The organism is Arenimonas sp. MALMAid1274, assembly GCF_049195245.1.
GTDB lineage: Bacteria > Pseudomonadota > Gammaproteobacteria > Xanthomonadales > Xanthomonadaceae > Arenimonas.
The window spans coordinates 148952-166198 of the sequence record NZ_JBMIRR010000023.1 but is presented as its reverse complement, the minus strand read 5'-3'; the positions used below and the strand labels follow the sequence as shown (position 1 = coordinate 166198).

At 70.8% G+C, this 17247-nt stretch carries 19 protein-coding genes; 8 read left to right on the top strand and 11 right to left on the bottom strand.

Features of this window, described 5'->3' with window-relative positions:
• Positions 1–7 precede the first annotated feature (7 nt).
• The 3 genes from ACOQFR_RS04160 to ACOQFR_RS04150 are packed head-to-tail and all read right to left on the bottom strand — an operon-like array spanning position 8 to position 2306.
• A complete protein-coding gene (locus ACOQFR_RS04160; RefSeq protein ID WP_421378865.1) occupies positions 8–1324 on the bottom strand; it encodes a sensor histidine kinase in 1317 nt (438 codons plus the stop codon).
• Entirely contained in the window at positions 1321–1986 is a 666-nt protein-coding gene (locus tag ACOQFR_RS04155; RefSeq protein ID WP_421378862.1) for a response regulator transcription factor, read from the bottom strand. The genes ACOQFR_RS04160 and ACOQFR_RS04155 overlap by 4 nt, the downstream gene beginning before the upstream one ends.
• Positions 1986–2306 carry a PepSY domain-containing protein gene (locus tag ACOQFR_RS04150; protein WP_421378860.1) on the bottom strand — a complete coding sequence of 107 codons (321 nt, stop codon included), beginning with the start codon at positions 2304–2306 and terminating at the stop codon, positions 1986–1988. Before ACOQFR_RS04150 ends, ACOQFR_RS04155 begins: the two co-directional genes overlap by 1 nt.
• Positions 2307–2433: 127 nt before the next feature.
• Here ACOQFR_RS04150 and ACOQFR_RS04145 point away from each other — a divergent pair, with 127 nt between their 5' ends.
• From ACOQFR_RS04145 to ACOQFR_RS04135, 3 genes are all read left to right on the top strand, one after another.
• Positions 2434–2865, top strand: a complete 432-nt coding sequence (locus ACOQFR_RS04145; protein WP_421378858.1) for a PepSY domain-containing protein — start codon at positions 2434–2436, stop codon at positions 2863–2865.
• Positions 2866–3109: 244 nt separating this feature from the next.
• On the top strand, positions 3110–3526 hold the full coding sequence (locus ACOQFR_RS04140; RefSeq protein WP_421378856.1) for a hypothetical protein: 417 nt from the start codon (positions 3110–3112) through the stop codon (positions 3524–3526).
• Positions 3513–4520, top strand: coding sequence for a GlxA family transcriptional regulator (locus tag ACOQFR_RS04135; RefSeq protein WP_421378855.1), 1008 nt, complete (start codon positions 3513–3515; stop codon positions 4518–4520). Before ACOQFR_RS04140 ends, ACOQFR_RS04135 begins: the two co-directional genes overlap by 14 nt.
• Here the strand turns inward: ACOQFR_RS04135 and ACOQFR_RS04130 are convergent.
• Complete coding sequence (locus ACOQFR_RS04130) at positions 4487–5710, bottom strand: acyltransferase family protein (protein WP_421378854.1); 1224 nt, start codon at positions 5708–5710, stop codon at positions 4487–4489. The two genes, ACOQFR_RS04135 and ACOQFR_RS04130, sit on opposite strands and share 34 nt — an antisense overlap.
• A 150-nt stretch (positions 5711–5860) precedes the next feature.
• Between ACOQFR_RS04130 and ACOQFR_RS04125 the strand changes: the two genes are divergently transcribed.
• Positions 5861–6745 carry a LytTR family DNA-binding domain-containing protein gene (locus ACOQFR_RS04125; protein ID WP_421378853.1) on the top strand — a complete coding sequence of 295 codons (885 nt, stop codon included), beginning with the start codon at positions 5861–5863 and terminating at the stop codon, positions 6743–6745.
• A gap of 45 nt (positions 6746–6790) precedes the next feature.
• Positions 6791–7873 (top strand): DNA polymerase IV, encoded by a 1083-nt coding sequence (gene dinB, locus ACOQFR_RS04120; RefSeq protein WP_421378852.1) that lies wholly within the window; start codon positions 6791–6793, stop codon positions 7871–7873.
• Between the two features lie 69 nt (positions 7874–7942).
• Here dinB and ACOQFR_RS04115 read toward each other — a convergent pair whose 3' ends face one another.
• Together ACOQFR_RS04115 and ACOQFR_RS04110 are read right to left on the bottom strand one after the other, a co-directional pair.
• Positions 7943–8254, bottom strand: coding sequence for a hypothetical protein (locus ACOQFR_RS04115; protein ID WP_421378850.1), 312 nt, complete (start codon positions 8252–8254; stop codon positions 7943–7945).
• A gap of 227 nt (positions 8255–8481) precedes the next feature.
• Entirely contained in the window at positions 8482–9234 is a 753-nt protein-coding gene (locus ACOQFR_RS04110) for an RcnB family protein (RefSeq protein ID WP_421378849.1), read from the bottom strand.
• A gap of 196 nt (positions 9235–9430) precedes the next feature.
• Here ACOQFR_RS04110 and ACOQFR_RS04105 point away from each other — a divergent pair, with 196 nt between their 5' ends.
• Positions 9431–9913, top strand: a complete 483-nt coding sequence (locus ACOQFR_RS04105) for a YajQ family cyclic di-GMP-binding protein (RefSeq protein ID WP_421378847.1) — start codon at positions 9431–9433, stop codon at positions 9911–9913.
• Positions 9914–9919: 6 nt separating this feature from the next.
• Here ACOQFR_RS04105 and ACOQFR_RS04100 read toward each other — a convergent pair whose 3' ends face one another.
• Genes ACOQFR_RS04100 through ACOQFR_RS04090 form a run of 3 tightly spaced genes read right to left on the bottom strand, consistent with a single transcriptional unit; the run spans position 9920 to position 12863 of the window.
• The gene (locus ACOQFR_RS04100) at positions 9920–10630 is read right to left on the bottom strand and encodes a pseudouridine synthase (RefSeq protein WP_421378845.1); all 711 of its coding nucleotides are present in this window, start codon (positions 10628–10630) and stop codon (positions 9920–9922) included.
• Positions 10627–11658 (bottom strand): class I SAM-dependent methyltransferase, encoded by a 1032-nt coding sequence (locus tag ACOQFR_RS04095; RefSeq protein ID WP_421378843.1) that lies wholly within the window; start codon positions 11656–11658, stop codon positions 10627–10629. The genes ACOQFR_RS04100 and ACOQFR_RS04095 overlap by 4 nt, the downstream gene beginning before the upstream one ends.
• Positions 11659–11708: 50 nt before the next feature.
• On the bottom strand, positions 11709–12863 hold the full coding sequence (locus ACOQFR_RS04090; RefSeq protein WP_421378841.1) for a GGDEF domain-containing protein: 1155 nt from the start codon (positions 12861–12863) through the stop codon (positions 11709–11711).
• A gap of 131 nt (positions 12864–12994) precedes the next feature.
• Between ACOQFR_RS04090 and bla the strand changes: the two genes are divergently transcribed.
• The gene (gene bla / locus ACOQFR_RS04085; protein WP_421378839.1) at positions 12995–13879 is read left to right on the top strand and encodes a subclass B3 metallo-beta-lactamase; all 885 of its coding nucleotides are present in this window, start codon (positions 12995–12997) and stop codon (positions 13877–13879) included.
• Between the two features lie 54 nt (positions 13880–13933).
• Here the strand turns inward: bla and ACOQFR_RS04080 are convergent, their stop codons facing one another.
• Together ACOQFR_RS04080 and ACOQFR_RS04075 are read right to left on the bottom strand one after the other, a co-directional pair.
• Positions 13934–14719 carry a YiiX/YebB-like N1pC/P60 family cysteine hydrolase gene (locus ACOQFR_RS04080; protein ID WP_421378837.1) on the bottom strand — a complete coding sequence of 262 codons (786 nt, stop codon included), beginning with the start codon at positions 14717–14719 and terminating at the stop codon, positions 13934–13936.
• A gap of 55 nt (positions 14720–14774) precedes the next feature.
• A complete protein-coding gene (locus tag ACOQFR_RS04075) occupies positions 14775–15602 on the bottom strand; it encodes a DUF3014 domain-containing protein (RefSeq protein ID WP_421378835.1) in 828 nt (275 codons plus the stop codon).
• Between the two features lie 141 nt (positions 15603–15743).
• Between ACOQFR_RS04075 and ACOQFR_RS04070 the strand changes: the two genes are divergently transcribed.
• On the top strand, positions 15744–17123 hold the full coding sequence (locus ACOQFR_RS04070) for a hypothetical protein (protein ID WP_421378833.1): 1380 nt from the start codon (positions 15744–15746) through the stop codon (positions 17121–17123).
• Positions 17124–17247 lie beyond the last annotated feature (124 nt).

The following is a 17247-nucleotide window of genomic DNA, read 5'->3' as shown; positions in this document are numbered from 1 at the left end:
TTGCCGGCTACGCGGCCGGCAACTCCAGCCGCACCGACAAGCCGCCCAGCGGCGCGACGTCGAGGGCCAGCGCGCCGCCGTAGCTGGCGGCGATGTCCTGCACGATCGCCAGGCCCAGTCCGGTGCCGGGCATGCGCTGGTCGAGGCGGACGCCACGCTCGAGGGCCGCGGCCCGCAGCGATGGCGCCAGACCCGGACCATCGTCGCCCACTTCTATCCAGATCCGGCCACCGGCCTGTCCGCCCTGCACCTGCACGCGCTCCCGCGCCCATTTGCAGGCGTTGTCGAGCACGTTGCCCAGCATCTCCTCCAGATCGTCGGCCGCGCCCTGGAACTTCAGCGCCGCAGGGACCGACATCGAAAGCGCCAGCGCCTTGTCGCGATGGGCTGCGGCCAGGTAGTCGCGCAGCCGCGCCACCACCGGCGCGACCTCGCAGGACTGACGCGCGTCCACCGGTGCGCTGGTGGCCAGCTGGCGGTCCACCACGGCGCGCATCCGCGCCACCTGCTCGGACACGGTGTCGGCCAGCGCCGCGCCGGGCCGCTGCGCTTCGGCGTCCAGCACCGCAAGCGGTGTCTTCAGCGCATGCGCCAGGTCCTGCCCGGACTGGCGCGCGCGCTGCACCATGCGTTCGTGGTGGTCGAGCAACTGGTTGAGGTGTTCGGCCAGCGGCTGCACTTCGGTGGGCAGGGGTTCGACGGCAAGGCGCTCGTTCTCACCGCTGCGCACGCGCTGCAGCCGCTGCGTGATGCCGCGCAGGGGCTGCAGTCCGAAATGGACCTGGGCCGCGGCGGCCAGCGACAGTCCGGCGGCCAGCACCGCGAAGGTGACGCCCGCCAGCCAGCGGAACTGCGCCACTTCGGTGTCGAGGATGGCCTGGTCGCTGGCGACCCAGACGCGCACGGGCGCGGACGCGCCGGGCAGCTGCACGCGTCGCTGCGCGCTGCGCAGGCGCTGGCCACGCGGGCCCGACAGCTCGCCGTATTCCACCGCACCGGTGGCGGGCATCGGCGGCAGCACCGGCAGGTGGTCCCACAGCGATCGCGAACGGAAGGCCTGCGGGCCGTCGCCAACCTGCCAGTAGTGTCCAGAGAACACGCGCGCATAGCGGCCGTCTGCGGGTTCGCGCCGCAGGCGCACGCTGCCGTCTCCGTCGCGGGCGATCACGCCGGCCACGGTGACCAGGTCATCGGCCAGGCGGCGATCGAACGAACCCAGCGCCGCCCGCTGGAAGGCCGCGCCCAGCAGCCATGCCGCCAGCAGCGAGGCCAGCGCGATGCCGGCCACGCTGGCCAGCAGCAGCCGGCCGCGCAGCGACTTCACGGAGATTCGCCGAGCCGGAAGCCCTGGCCGCGCACCGTGTGCAGCAGGCCTGGCTGGCCCAGCTTGCGGCGGATGCGGCTGATCAGCACGTCCAGCGCATTGGAATCGGGATCGAAACCGCCCTCGTAGACGTGCTCGCCCAGCACGCCGCGGCCGATCACCTTGTCGGGGTGGTGGATGAAATAGCTCAGGATGCGGAACTCCTGCGCCGTCAGCGCCAGCGGGTCGCCGCCCAGGCTGAAGCGGCCGGCGTTGACGTCCAGCTCCAGTGGACCACAGCTCAGCCGCGGGTGGGCGTGGCCGGCGCTGCGGCGGATCAGCGCGCGAACGCGCACGATCAGCTCCTCGAGCTGGAAGGGTTTGGTCAGGTAGTCGTCGGCGCCGGCGTTGAAGCCCGCCAGTTTGTCGTGCCAGCGCGCACGCGCCGTCAGCACCAGCACCGGAAAGCGGCGGCCCGCATCGCGCCAGCGCGACAGTGCCGACAGCCCGTCCATGCCGGGCAGGCCCAGGTCGAGCACCGCGGCATCGAAGTCTTCGGTCTGGCCCAGGAATTCGGCCTGGGTGCCGTCGGCGACGGCGTCCACGGCGAAGCCGGCTTCGGTGAGGGCATCGGCGATGCGTGCGCGCAGGGCGGCGTCGTCTTCGGCCAGCAGCAGGCGCATCAGTCGTCCTCGTCCGGGTCTTCGATTTCGGTTTCCAGCAGGCGGCCGTCGCGGGCGTCGTAGGTCAGCTCGACCACGCGGCCATCCGGTCGCAGGATTTCGATTTCATATTCGCCGTCTTCCAGCTCGACCTCCAGCACGTCGCCGGGGTGGCGGCGTTCGGCGTCGGCCAGCAGCACTTCCAGCTTCACCAGCCGGCCCGTGCGCACGCCTTCGGTGGCGCGGCGCGAGGCCTCGTCGCCGGCCGCCGCGTCGGCGGTGGCAGCGCCCGCGGCCATCAGCAGGCCGGCGATCAGCAGGGGAAGCGCGCGCGGAATCATGCGCACAGCTTGGGCCGGGCGATTAACTTTTCCATGAACACCCCGATCATGGCCGCGTTAGGCGCGACCGGGATAGTGGGCCCCGTCGGGACTTCCCGTCATCCCCCTCAAGCAACGGAGCACCGCCATGAACAAGTCCACCCTGATTCTCGCCCTGTCCCTGTCGCTGGCCGCCGCCGGCACCGCCGCGGCGCAGGCCGTGTCCAGCGCGGCCGACGTGACCCAGCGCCTGGCCTCGGCCGGCTACACCGAAGTGCGCGACATCGAATTCGACGACGGCCTGTGGGAAGCCGAAGTGCGCCATGCCGACGGCCGCTGGCACGACGTGGCCGTGGACGGCAGCACCGGCGACGTGCTCGATGACCGTGGCAACACGCCGCTGATCACCGCCGCCGAGCTGATGACCCGCCTGCAGGCGGCCGGCTACACCGACATCCGCGACACCGACCTCGACGACGCGGTGTGGGAAGTGGACGCGACCAGCAAGGCCGGCCAGCGCGTGGAGCTGCGCATCAACGCGCACAGCGGCAAGGTGATCTCGGAGAACCTGGACGACTGATCCGGGTTGCCGCTGACCACGACGACGGGCCGCAGGAATGCGGCCCGTTTCTTTTCTGGGTGCGCGTGGGTGCGGCTGGCGGAATCCGCCGCACGGGCGTCTGAATTGGCCCCCGTCGGGCCAGGCTCGCCGCTTGACTGGCCGATCTGGCCCCAATAGTGTCGTTTTCGCCGCTGCTGCGGGAGGCGGCCAAGGCGGATTCTGTGTCCATCCCGGGCCCTGCCCGTCCTGCACGGAGTCACCCATGAAGCGCCTGATCCTTGCCAGTGTGCTGGTCCTGTTTTCCCTCGCCGCGCAGGCCTCGCGGCCGGCTGCCGACGAAGCTGTGTTCGTCGAGGGCGCGCGCTACAGCGCGGTACTCGATAGCCAGGGGCGTGCCTGGCGGCTGCTGCCGGCCGGGGGTCGCGACCTGAGCCTGCGGGTTTCCGGCGAATGCCACGCCGGCAGCGTGCCGCCGCGCGGACTATGGCTGCTCACCCAGGATGCCCAGGGCCGGCCGGAATTGGTGGCGCCTTCGGCCACCGCGCTGCCTGCCGGACACTCCGGCCGGATTCGGGTCGTGGCCTGCGGCCAGCCCGCACCGCAGGGCACGCTGGCCCTGCCCGCCGGGCTTGTGCAGTGGCTGCAGCAGAACTCGGGGTCGATCTATGTCGCGCGTTGAAGGCAGCCTGCGTATCGGCATCCTGGCGATGGAGGGCAGCCTGCTGTCCAGCCTGACCGGGCCGATGGACGTGGTGCGCATCGCGCAGAAGCTGGCGGAGCTGCGCGACCCGGGCACCGCGCTGCGCCTGGAGACCGTGCTTGTTGGTGCGCGCGGGCAGGCATCGATCCGTGGATCGGGCGGACTCGAGATCGGGCCGGTGCAGTCGCCGGATCGCGCGCTGGACCTGCTGCTGGTGCCGGGCTACATGCATGCCAGCGTGGCCGACCTGGTGCAGCGGCTGGCGGGTTACGGGCCGGAGATCGAACTGCTGCGTGCGCTGCACCTGCGCGGCGTGGCGATCACCGCCAGCTGCTGCGGCAGTTTCCTGGTCGCCGAGGCCGGGCTGCTGGACGGGCACGAAGCCACCACGAGCTGGTGGCTGGACGCGGCGTTCCGGCAGCGTTATCCGCGCGTGCGGCTGGACGTGGAACGCATGATCGTCGAGGACGGCAACCTCACCACCACCGGCGCCAGCACGGCGGTGCTGGGCTATGTGCTGCAGCTGCTGGCCAGGCGGGTGGATCCGGCCCTGGCCCAGCACACCGCGCGCATGATGCTGATCGATCCCGACCGGCAGAGCCAGGCGCCGTACATCAGCCTGGCGCTGACCGAGCGGCCGCGGCATTCGATGTCGGAGAAGGCCGAAAGCTTTCTGCAGAAGGAACTGCACCGCGAGCTGAGCATCGCCGAACTGGCCCAGCACTGCGGCACCAGCGAGCGCAGCCTGCTGCGCCACTTCCGCCAGCACTACGACAGTTCACCGCTGGCCCACATCCAGCACCTGCGGGTGGAGCGCGCCAAGGCACTGCTGGAGACCACGCGCCTGAGCTTCGATGAAATCGTCGAGCGCTGCGGCTACAGCGACGCCTCCAGCTTCCGCAAGCTCTTCAAGCGCGCCACCTCCCTCACCCCCGCCGACTACCGCGACCGCTTCCGCCTCCGCCCCCAATGAAAACATACCAGGTATGTTTTCAACGACGATGAAAACATACCTGGTATGTTTTCCTGGCGGGCGGGTTTGAGGCCGAAGAGGGGGCGCAGGAGGGGGATGCGGCGCACGCATTCGTGGCCCAGGGCGCAGGCGGCCAGGGTGCCGCCCACTACCAGCGTGGACTCGAGCGCGCCGCCCAGGCGCATCGGCACCAGCCAGTAGGCGATCAGCACCGTGGCCGACTGGTGGATCACGTACCACGGGAACACCGCCTCGCTGGCATAGGGCAACCAGCGGAAGGGGCGATCCAGCGCGTGGCGCGCCCAGGCCAGGATGGCCAGCAGCGTGGTCCACACCAGCAGGGCACGAAGGCTGCGCACCGCCACCAGCATGGGGTCGGAAAACGCCACGTCGAATTTCAGCAGCGGCACGTACACGGCGATCATGACCGCGGCGGCCCAACCCAGCGGCCGCCGCAGGCGCGCCAGCTCCTCCCAGAACGGCCCCTGCCGCGCCAGCAGGTAGCCGTAGAGGAACACCGTGAAAAACTGCGCGTGCTGGAACCAGTCATTGAGCAGATCGTTGCTGGCCTCGAACCGGGGCATCAGCAGGTTCACGTAAAGCACCAGCGGCAACACCGGCACCGCCACCAGCCAGACACCCCGCAGTCCGCCCATCGCCGCCTGCAGCCGCCGCCCCGCGCCCGATTCCAGCAGCGGAAGCAGCGCCACCAGCAGCAGGCTGTAGACCCACAGGTAAGCCAGGTACCACAGGTGGTTCCAGGTGATGCCGTACTCGGCACCGTCGAAGCGGCCATCCGGCCAGGGCTGCAGCTGCCAGTAGCGCAGCAGGAAGCGGCCGTAACCCGGCTCCACCCCGCCGTTGACCACCCCCTGCGCGTAGGCCTGCACCGGCACGATCACCAGCATGCCGAACACCAGCGGCAGGAACAGCCGCCAGGTCCGCGACAGTGCGAACCGCCCCGGCGCACGCGCGGGCTGGTAGAGACCGATCGCCAGCCCGGAGATCAGGAACAGCAGCGCCATCCGCCACCGGTTCATGGTCAGCATTGGCCACTGCAGCCACTCCTGCAGGTAGCTGCTCTTGATGTGCCAGTCCCACTCGGCCACGTAGAGCATGCCGCAGTGGTAGGCGATCAGGGACAGGATGGCGAGCACGCGCAGGGCGTCGAGGTCGTGGCGGCGGGTCATGGCGGATTCCGGTCGGGAAGACGCCATGGTCGGGACCGCGACCTTGCCAAGCCATGCGCAGGGGACGCACGGCCGGCCCGCGGGGACGAATCGCGGACCCGGGGGACGAACCGTCGTGCGACGGCCCCGCGCGGCACCTAGACTAGCGCCATGTCCGAAGCCCCCACGCCGTTCGCGGAACGCTACCTGCCCCACCGCCGCTGGATCGAGATCGGCTTCTGGGTGATCAGCACCTGCCTGGCGGCCGCTGGCAACACCATCACCGTGGGCATGGAGATGCGCCGGGCGGGCCTCGTCCACCATCCGCTGGAGCCGGCGCTCTGGGAGTGGAGCAGTGCGCTGCTGATGCTGGTGCTGATCCCGGCCGTGGTCTGGTTCACCCGGCGCTACCCGCTGCACCTGGACACTTGGCGCCGCTGGCTGCCGCTGTACGTCCTGGCCAGCCTGGCCTATTGCCTGGTGCACGTGGTGGGCATGGTGCTGGTGCGCAAGGCCGCCTACCAGCTGGCGGGCGAGTATTACGACTTCGGGCCCTGGGTCCGCCAGTTCTTCTATGAATACGTGAAGGACGTGCGGACCTTCCTGGGCATGGTGGTCCTGATCGAGGGTTACCGGCTGCTGGTGCGACGCATGCAGGGCGAGGCCAGCCTGCTGGCCGCGCCCGATGACGACGCCCCGCCGGTGGAACCGATCGACCGGCCCGAGCGCTTCCTGGTGCGCAAGCTGGGGCGTGAGTTCCTGGTCGCCGCCCACGACATCGAGTCGCTGCAGGCCGCGGGCAACTACGTGAACCTTCGCGTGCGGGGGCGCGACTATCCCCTGCGCAGCACCATCGCCGCGATCGAGGCCCGGCTGGACCCGGCGCGATTCCAGCGCGTGCACCGCAGCCACATCGTCAACCTCGACCACGTGGCCAGCATCGAGCCGCTGGACACCGGCGACGCCCGCCTGCACCTGCGCGACGGCAGCACCCTGCCCTGCAGCCGCCGCTACCGCTCCGCCCTACGCGACCGCGCCGCCCCGCCAACCCCGTGAAAACATACCAGGTATGTTTTCATCGTCGATGAAAATATACCTGGTATGTTTTCCTGGGAGGCGGGGGTGCGGAAGATCGTGCATGTGGACATGGATGCTTTTTATGCGTCCGTGGAGCAGCGGGACGATGCTTCGCTGCGCGGGCGGCCGGTGGTGGTGGCCTGGCGTGGGGCGCGTTCGGTCGTGTGTGCGGCCAGCTACGAGGCGCGCACCTTCGGCATCCGCTCGGCCATGCCCGCGCTGCGCGCGGAGAAGCTTTGCCCGCAGGCCGTGTTCGTGCCGCCCGACTTCGTGCGCTACAAGGCGGTATCGCGCCAGGTGCGCGAGATTTTCGCCCGCCACACCGACCTGATCGAGCCGCTGTCGCTGGACGAGGCCTACCTCGACGTCACCCGCAACAAGCAGGACCTGGCCAGCGCCACCGCCGTCGCCACCGCGATCCGCGACGCCATCCGCGAGGAAACCCGGCTCACCGCCTCGGCCGGCATCGCGCCCAACAAGTTCCTGGCCAAGATCGCCAGCGACTGGCGCAAGCCCGACGGCCAGTACGTGATCAAGCCGGCCCGGGTGCTGGATTTCCTCGCGCCGCTGCCGGTAGCCAAGCTGCCAGGCGTGGGCAAAGTGATGGAGGGCAAGCTGGCGGACCTGGGCATCCAGACCGTCGGCCAGCTTCGCGCCCACGGCCTGCAAGGACTCGAGCGCCGTTTCGGGCGCTGGGGCCGCCGCCTGCATGAACTCTCGCAGGGCATCGACGAACACGCGGTGGAAAGCGAACGCCCCACCACCCAGGTCTCGGCCGAGGACACCTTCGCCCAGGACGTGACGCTGGAGCACACGACCGAAGCCATCGAACGACTGGCCGCAAAAGCCTGGGCCGCCGCACAGCGCGAGGGCGACCGCAGCGGCCGCACCGTGGTGCTCAAGCTCAAGACCGCCGACTTCCGCATCCTCACCCGCAGCCACACGCCGCCCACGCCACCGACGTCGCTGCAGGAAGTCGTGGCGATCGCGCTGGACCTGAGGTCGCGGGTGGAACTGCCCGCGCGCGTGCGCTACCGGCTGGTGGGCGTGGGCCTGGCCAACTTCCGCCGCCACGACGAACTGCCGCCGCAGCCCGGACTCTTCTGAGGGCCCAAACGAAACGGGCGGCCCGAAGGCCGCCCGCTGGGGGGAGAGAAAGCGTGATGCCGAAGCCGATTACTCCTCGGCCTCTTCCTCTTCCGGAGCCACCTGGTAGGCGTCGAACTCATCGCGGCTCAGGCGCGCGTCCTGGTTGCTGTCCGCCACGGCGAACTGGATGGAAAGCTCGTGCTCGGCCGGGATGTCGGTCTTGGCGACGTAGCCATCGGCATCGGTGTCGAGCTGCTCGAAGGTGACCTCGGCGGACGTCGGCGGGGCCATGTTGGGATCCACCGCCGTCTCGTCCTTGTTGTCGCCGGCAAACGCCGCGCCGGACAGGGCAAGGGCGAACGCGGCAGCCAGCGCGGCAGTCGAGTTGGTCTTGTTCATGTCGTTCTCCTATCGCTTTGGGGGGATGAAGCCAGTGGCTTCGACTCCACCATGCCAAAACGGGTCCGAACGGGTGCTGAGTGAAACATTAGCGTCGCGTCATGGCGATGTTAATGCCTTGGCCGACGCCATCAGGTGCAACGGCCCCTACGAACTGGCGCAGACCAGGCAAAAAAAAGGGGCCGGCAGTGCCGGCCCCTCCCGATGCCATCACCCGCTTGCGCGGATCAGTAGTACAGCCCGTACAGGATGTCGCGGATCAGGCCCGAAGCGATCGAGACCAGGACCACGTCACGGTCCACGCGCACCCAGTGGTAGCCATAGGGCGGCGGCGGCAGGCGATACGCGCGGTAGTCCACGTAGTAGTTGCGGTGGTAGTAGGACGACGGCAGGCGGTGGCCCACGCTCCACCGGTACGGACGGTAGCCCGACGGGTAGACGTAGCGCACCGGTGCCCGGTAGCGGTACTGCGGGTACCAGTTGTAACCGTTCCAGCGACGGTCGTTGTGGCGCACGTAGCGCGCGTGGTCACGGCGGTCGTCGCGCCAGTCGTTGCGGTAGTCACGGCGATCGTCGCGCCACTCGCGACGGTCGTCACGGCGGTCGTCACGGCGCTCGGCGACCCACTCGCGGCGGTCCTGGCGGTCGTCGCGACGCTCATTGCGGAAGTCGTTGCGATCGTCGCGACGCTCGTTGCGGAAGTCATTGCGGTCGTCGCGGCGCTCGTCGCGCGCCTCGGCACGCCATTCCTGGCGGCCACCGCCGACGTCGCCAGGCTGGCCGCGGCCACCGCGGTCGCCACGGTCCGCGCGATCGTCGCCACGCTCACCGCGCCCACCCTCGCGCCAGGCACCCTTGCCTTCGGTGGATTCGCGGTTGCCTTCACGGGCCGCTTCGCCGCCCACGCGCTGCGCCATCGCCGGCATGGCCGTCGCGCCCGCCAGCAGCAGAGAGATCGAGGCCAGCTTCAACTTGTTCATTTTGCACTCCAGGTTTCGGGGCTCGTGGACCGGGCTTGCTTCCACGGCGCGAATCATCGCTCCCGGGCGTCTGAATTCGTGTTGAACACTCCAGACCCTGCCTCTCGCCGTTGCCGTCCAGTCAGCTGGCGCGCGCCGCGGCCCCGGGCCGCCTGGGCTAGAATCGCCTTCACATCCACCACCCCCACCTGCCGCCATGCCCTCCTTTGACGTCGTTTCGGAAGTCGACAAGCACGAACTGACCAATGCGGTGGACACCGCCAACCGTGAGCTCGGCACCCGCTTCGACTTCAAGGGCCAGGACGCCAGCTTCGAGCTCGACGGCTTCGTGGTCACCCAGAAGGCACCCAGCGATTTCCAGCTCAAGCAGATGCTCGACATCCTGCGCGGCCGGCTCAGTGCGCGCGGCATCGACATGCGCTGCCTGGAGGCCGGCGAGCCCGAGGTCAACCTGGCCGGCGCCCGGCAGAAGATCACCATCAAGCAGGGCATCGAACAGAAGATCGCCAAGAAGCTGGTGGCCTCGCTCAAGGAGGCCAAGCTCAAGGTCGAGGCCCAGATCAATGGCGAGAAGCTGCGCGTGAGCGGCAAGAAGCGCGACGACCTGCAGGAAGCGATGGCGGTGCTGAAGAAGGCCGATATCGAACTGCCGCTGCAGTTCGACAACTTCAGGGATTGAGTCGGCTCAGCCCGCTGCGGCGCCGAAGATGCGCGCGCGGTCGGCCTCGTCCAGCGGCCGCCACCGGCCGGCTTCCAGCCCGCCCAGATCCAGCCCGCCCAGGCTGAGCCGCTCCAGTGTCTGCACGTGGTTGCCCACCGCCGCGAACATGCGCCGGATCTGGTGGTAGCGGCCTTCGACCAGGGTGATGCGCGCGCGTCGTGCCCCCAGCACCTCCAGCCCGGCGGGCGCCAGCGGTGTCTTCTCCGACTCCAGCATCAGCGTGCCGCTGCCGAACACGTCGGCCTCGTCGCCGCGCAGGTCGTCCGCCAGCGTGGCTTCGTACACCTTGGGCAGTTGGGCCCTTGGCGAGGTGATCCGGTGCAGCAACGCGCCGTCGTCGGTCATCAGCAGCAGCCCCGAGGTGTCGCGGTCCAGACGGCCGACGGTGGACAGCACCGGGTCGCGCAGGCGATAGCGCGGCGGCAGCAGGTCGTACACCACGCGGCCCGGGTCCTTGGTCGAACAGGTGTAGCCGACCGGCTTGTGCAGGAGGATCAGCAGGCCCTGCGGCGGGTCCAGCGGCTCGCCGTCCACGCGCACCGCGTCATGCGGCACCGCGTCGTCGGCGTACAGCACCTCGCCGGCGGCATCGGTGATGCGGCCTTCGCGGAACATCAGCGCCACCTGCTTGCGGCTGCCGTAGCCCAGGTTCGCGATCAGCTTCACCAGCTTCATGCCTTCACCGCCTCGATCACCTTGAAGCCCGCGTCCTCGCGCACGGTGCGCACCCGCGCGAAGCCCTGCGCCAGCGCGGCCTCGTAGGGCAGGTGCCGGTTGGCGACCAGCCAGAAGCGACCACCTGGCCCAAGCGCCGCCGCTGCGGCGGCGATGAAGGCGCGTCCCAGCGCGGGATCATCCGCCCGGCCCTGGTGGAAGGGCGGGTTGCTGACGATGAAATCGTGGCGACGGCCCAGCCCGGTGGCGACGTCGTGCCAGTGGAAGCCGACCGGGACGCGCGCGCCGGCCAGGTTCATGCGCGCCAGCGCCAGTGCGCGCGACTCGGCCTCGTACAGGTCCATCGCGGTCACCGCCGGGCAGCGCGCCAGCACCTCGGCGCTGAGATAGCCGAAGCCCGCGCCCAGGTCGGCGCCGGACCCGGCCAGGTCCGACGGCAGGCTCTGCGCCAGCATGGCCGAGGCGGCATCGATGCGGTCCCACGCGAACAGGCCGGGCCGGCTCTGGAAGCGGCCGTCCAGGATCGGCCGCGGTGCGTCCAGCGCCAGCCACTCGGTGTGCAGGTCCCAGTCCACGCCGTCCGGCAGCGGCGCCGTCCAACAGACGCGGCAGTGTTTTTTGGTCAGCGCATGCACCGGCCCGGCCAGGCGGGTCAGGTCGTCCTGCATCGAGCGCGCACCTTCCTGGTTGGCGGCGCAGGCCACCACCACGCCGCCCGGCGCGGCCTGGGCGATGGCGCGGGCCAGCAGCGCGCGCGACTCCTCGCGCTGGCGCGGCGCCAGCAGCAGCACCCGATCGAAGCGGCCGCTGTTGCTGTCCGACACCGCCACGCCTTCGCGCTCCAGCGCCGCCGCCCAGGGCCGGAAGCCCTGCTCGCAGACGATGCGCTGCGCGCGCGCTTCGTGCAGGGCCGCGCCGGCACGCGCGCGCAGGAACAGCGTGCCCCCTGGTGCGGGCCAGGCCAGCGCACCGGACTGCAGGGGCAGCAGCAGCACGTCGAGGGCGGGAAGATCGGCGGCCACGGCCACGGGGCGGACTCCGCCATGAAAGAAGCCGCGATTTTAGCCCGGGCGGCGGCTCACGCGGGCGCGGCCTGCACCGGCAGCACGCGGTTGCGACCCTGGGCCTTCGCGGCGTACAGCGCCATGTCCACCGCCCGGTAGAGTCCATCGCCATCGCCGTGGCTGCGGGCATCGAAGGCACCGACGCCGATGCTCACCGTCACCCGCAGCCGCTCGCCATCGGCATCGAGGGGATTGACGGCCAGGTCGTGGCGCAGCGCTTCGGCCGCCTGGGCCGCCGACGCGGCGTCGCCGTCCAGCAACACCCCGAACTCTTCCCCGCCCAGCCGGGCCAGCAGCGCACCGGGCGCCGGGAACGCGCGCTGCATGCGGTCGGCCAGGGCCTTGAGGCAGGCATCGCCCACCGCGTGGCCATGGCGGTCGTTGACGTGCTTGAAGTGGTCGATGTCCAGGATCAGCAGGGTGAAGCCCGGCCCGCCGGCGCGCGCGCGCTGCGCCGCCAGGTCCAGGCGCGCGGTGAAGTGACGGCGGTTGCACACTCCGGTGAGCGGATCGGTGCGGCTGAGGTGTTCGTACAGGTCCCGTTGCTCGCGCAGGGCCTGGTCCAGGCGCAGGCGGCGGCGGTACTCGGCGTGGCTGCGCACCACCGCGCCGGCCAGGTACAGCGCATAGAAGGACATCGCCACGGCCAGCGCGCGGTTGCCAGGGTCCGACCACAGCACTGCCAGCAGTGGCACGAACAGCACGCACACGCCCACCGCCGCCAGGTGCCGCACGGTGGAGTAAATGTTGGCGAACACGGTGGCGTAGCCGATGGTCGCGATCAGCGAGACCATGCGGGTGTCCTGGTCGAAGCGTGCATCGACCAGGAGCCAGGCCTGCACCACCGACCACAGCACCGAAGCCAGCGGCAGCACCAGGGCATAGCGCAGCAGCCAGCGCCGGTTCTGGTCCGCGTTGGCCGCGCGCGGCGGCCGCATCAGCAATCGCAGGCCGCCCAGCAGCAGGAAGCCGGCGCCCGCGGCCAGCGCCGTGACCGGTGCGAATGCCATCACCCCGCCCAGCCAGGCGATGACCACCCATCCGAACAGATAAAGCAGGCCCCCGAGCTTGGACAGCTGGTAGGTGTCGGCCACCATCTGGCCCAGCCGCCAGTCGGCCATCGGGCCCCGGGCTGGATCGGCATCGGCTTGGCGGTCGAATGGCGTCACGCGCATCGGAGCCCGGTCGCGGGGCGGTCCCCACAGGCCGCCCCCCGGCGCCACAGTCGGCCAGGGCGGCAGCGGCGTCAAGTCACGCCGGCTGCGCGACAATGCCTCCCTGCCCGCCCACGGAACGCCCGATGCCTTCGAATGCCGTCCTGCTGATGCTGCTGCTGGCCACTGCGCCCAGCGACCTGCGCCCGATCGACTGCGAGGCCTGCGCCGGCTGGAACGCGCCGCAGGCGCCGTTCCGCCTGCACGGCAACAGCTACTACGTCGGCACCCGCGGACTGAGCGCCGTGCTGGTCGCCACCGACCAGGGCCTGGTGCTGATCGATGGCGGCCTGCCGCAATCGGCGCCGGTGATCGCGGCCAACATCGCTTCCCTGGGCTACAGGCTGTCCGACCTGCGCTGGATCCTGATCTCGCATGCGCACTACGACCACGCCGGTGGCATCGCCGCGCTGCAGCGGCTAAGCGGCGCCAAGGTGGCGGCCACGGCGCACGCGGCGGCGGCGCTGCGCGCCGGCGACGTGCCGGCGGACGATCCGCAGGTGGGCTTCGGCCGTGCGGCCAACGCCTTCCCGCCGGTGACGGACGTGGTGGAACTCGAGGACGGCGCCCTGATCCGCGTGGGAGGCACCACGCTGACGATGCACGCCACCCCGGGCCACACGCCCGGCGGCAGCACCTGGTCCTGGCGCAGCTGCGAGGGCGAGGACTGCCGCAACCTGGTCTATGCCGACAGCCTCACGGCAGTGTCGGCGCCGGGCTTCCGCTTCAGCGACGCGCCGGCGCTGCTGGCGCAGTTCGAGGCCACGTTCACGCGCGTCGAAGCCCTTCCCTGCGACCTGGTGGTGTCGGCGCATCCGGACGCCACCGGCCTGTTCAACAAGCTGGCCGTTCGCGAGGGCCAAGGCACCGGGCCAGCCCTGCTGGATTCGGCGTCGTGCCGGAACTACGCGGCGGCAGGAAGGGAGTGGCTGAAGAAGCGACTGGCGAAGGAAGCCGGGTCGACGCAATGACGTCCCGGCGCACGCGCCGCGGTTTCCGTCGCGGGGCGTGGCATGCGGACAGCCTCAGCCGGCCGGAGGAGGCGGCGCATCGGCCGTGGTTCGCCACTCCATCTCGCGGAAATCGAAGCCCTGCTCGATACGCGGCTTGACGATGCGGAAGAACGGCGACACATCGAAATCGCGCGGCGCGTACAGGCTGTGGTGGCGGATGTGCAGGATCTCGCGCCGCGCGCGCCGGGCCCCGGGGCCGGAGGCATCCACCAGCTCCACCTCGGGCAGGATCGGATAGCGCACCGAGGCGAAGGCCTGGGCCAGCAGGGTCGAGCAGATGGCCTTGGTGGGTTCACCGCTGCCCAGGGCCAGCGCCCGCCGGCGCATGGAGCCCGGCAGCGGCGGCGTGCGGATGAAATACCGCGCCAGGTCGAAGATGTTCTTCAGGTCGTAGGTGATGCCCTTGCGCGAGATCATGAAGTCGATCAGCGCGGCGATTTCCTCGTCGGTCAGGCCCACCGGCCGGCAGATGCGCGTGTGCAGGCCGGCAAAGGTGCTCAGCGGGATGGTGCGCACGCCGTCCACCACGTCCACGTCCACCAGCAGGCGCGGCTCTTCGCCCGGCTCCGGCGGACCCAGGGTGTCGCCGATGTAGAGCGCGGCGTGGGACCAGGTGGACTGGGTCAGGTACTTGATCGCGCTGGAGAAGCGGCTGCTGCCCTCCACCAGCACCACGTCGCCCTTGCGCAGCGTCGCCGCCAGCAGGCCGTAGGGGCTGGTCGGGATGTGGCTGTTGCGTTCGCGCGGCTTGGCCAGGAAGCGGGCCAGCCGGCGACCGAGGGACTGCAGCGGCGACATGCCGCCTCCGGCACGTGGGGTCGGCGCACAGCCTAGCGCAAGCGCGATGCGGGGTTCAGCCCGCGGGCCGCTGCCCCGCCACCAGGGTGCGCAGCTCGCGCAGGCGTGCCTTCACCCGCTGCGCCTGTTCGGGCGAGAGCCGCCACATCGCCTTGTGGCCCACCGACGCCGACTCCATCGCCGGGTCGGCGAAGGCCAGCCGCGGACGGCCGGGAATGCGCCGCAGCTCCACCGCGGCCGGGCGCTCGGGCGCGGCCAGCAGGTGGTCGATCACTTCCACCAGGCGGTCGTTGAACTGGCGGTCGGACTCGCCCAGGTCGCGGTAGGCCTGCTGCAGCAGCGGATAGAAGCGCACGTAGGACGTGACCAGCTGGCGCGCATCGAGGGACTCGAACGCCGACACGGCCAGGTCGTAGCGCGCCGCGTTGGCCTCGTCCAGCCACAGGCGGCCGTCGGCCTCGGTGACACCCAGTTCGCCGGCGGCGGGCCGGCCTGCGTAGATCGCGCGCGTCAGCGACTTGCGCGGCAGGTTGTCGATGGTGGCCACCAGCCGCGGCACCAGGAACTCGCGCACCACGAACTGGCCGGCATCGCTGGCGCCCAGGGCCGACTGCAGCGCGGCAAAGGCCTCGGCATCGCTGGCGTTCAGGGCCGGCAGCGGCGCGGCGTCCACGGCCAGCACGGGGACTTGTTCGATCGGATACTTCGGCGCCTGATCCACCGGCGCGGGGGCGCTGACGGGCGGCGGCAACGGGGCCGGTGCCAGTGGCGCTGCGGCGACCTTCGGTGGCACGGTCCGCGGGTAGTAGTGCCAGACCAGGGCCGCGCCCATGACCAGCAGGCCGGCAACGAGCCAAGGCCCGTAGTGGAATCGCTGCTTCATCCTTGGCGTCCTGTGCGGGGGGCTTGTCACCCAGACTGGCCGCCCCGGCCTGAAGTTCCCCGGAATGTGCCCTGCGTCACGTTTCCGACCCGGTGGGTGCGGCGTATCCTGAGCTCCGGCCCTTCCCCCCGGCGCGCCGCGATGACCGCTCCTGCCCGCTGGCCGCTGGCCAGCCTCCTCGTCCTCGGCCTGACCCTGCCCGTCGCGGCCGAACCGCCGCCGCGTTTTCCGCCCGCGGCCGTCTGGCACCAGGACATCCGCTCGGCGCCGGTACATCCGGACTCGCCCACCATGATCAGCACCTGGGTCGGCCTGGGCGGCTTCGGCCTGGGCCGGATGCAGATCGACTTCAGCTTCCACGTGGTGCGCGCACCGGCCGATGCGCCGACGCGCACGATCGTCGGCTATCCCTCGGCCGGCGAGTACTACGCGCCCGACTGCGAGCCGATCGGCACGCCGATGCCGGTGCCCGCCAACGCGGCCATCGAGGGACAAACCGGCCTGAGCTGCGACAACGCCGGCGGCGACTGCCACCTGCTGGTGGTGCAGGGCGACCGCCTGTACGAGGCCTATCGCGCCAACGCCACCGGCAGCGGCGGGCTGCAGGCGCAATGCCTGGCGGTCTGGCAGCTCGAACGTGTGTACCCGGCCAGCAACCGCGGCGAACACTGCACCAGTGCCGATGCGGCGGGCTTTCCGATCGCGCCGCTGCTGTTCAATGCCGACGAGGTGCACGCGGCCATGCAGGTGGCCGATGGCGACCTGGGCCACGCGATCCGCTTCATCCTGCCCAACTCGCGCATGGCCACCACCCTGGTGAATGGCAACCGGCGCCCGGTGTACGTACGCCCGGGCAGCCATGCCGGCGGTCCGTCTGGCCCGGAGACGGCGGTGCCCTACGGCTCGCGGCTGCGGCTGCGGGCGGACTTCCCGGTGAACCTGTACCCGCCGGCGGCGCAGGTGATCCTGCGCACGATGCAGCGCTACGGCATCGTGCTGTCGGACGGCGGCAACATCGCCCTGACCGCCGAGAGCGACCGCTACACCCAGCACACCTGGGCCGAACTGGGCATCGGCTCGCGCGTGTTCGACCAGGCGGTGCCGGCGCAGCCGGTGCGCGCGCAGGACTTCGTGGTACTGCAGACCGGCCCGCGCATCGTGGAAACCTACGACTGCGTGCGCAATGCGATCGATCCCGATCCGGCCGCGCTGACCGGCCGCATCGGCCGCAGCGCGCCGGGCGGGCAGACCCTGGTGTACCTGCAGTGGAGCGGCGGCGGCAGCCAGGTGGACCTCTACCGCGGCACCAGCCTGCTCGCCACCCTGGCCAACACCGGACGGTGGACCGGCAAGCCCGGCACCGGGCCGCAGCCGCCCTACCGGGTCTGCGCAAGGGATTCGCAGGCCTGCAGCAACGCCGTGGTGCCGCTGGCGGACCGCTACACGCAGCCGGCCTCGTCACGCGCCCGCAAGCCCGCGACCTTGCAGGACGCCCGCAAGCCACGCCCCGCAGAGCGCTGAGCCACGGGCCGCCGCGGTCGCGCGCAGGCCTAGGCCTTTCGTCACTTGACGCCCCCGGACCGCAGTCGCCAGAGTCGGGCGGCCACATCACCGCCGCCGGCGCGCACCTGCGCGCCCGGTCCGG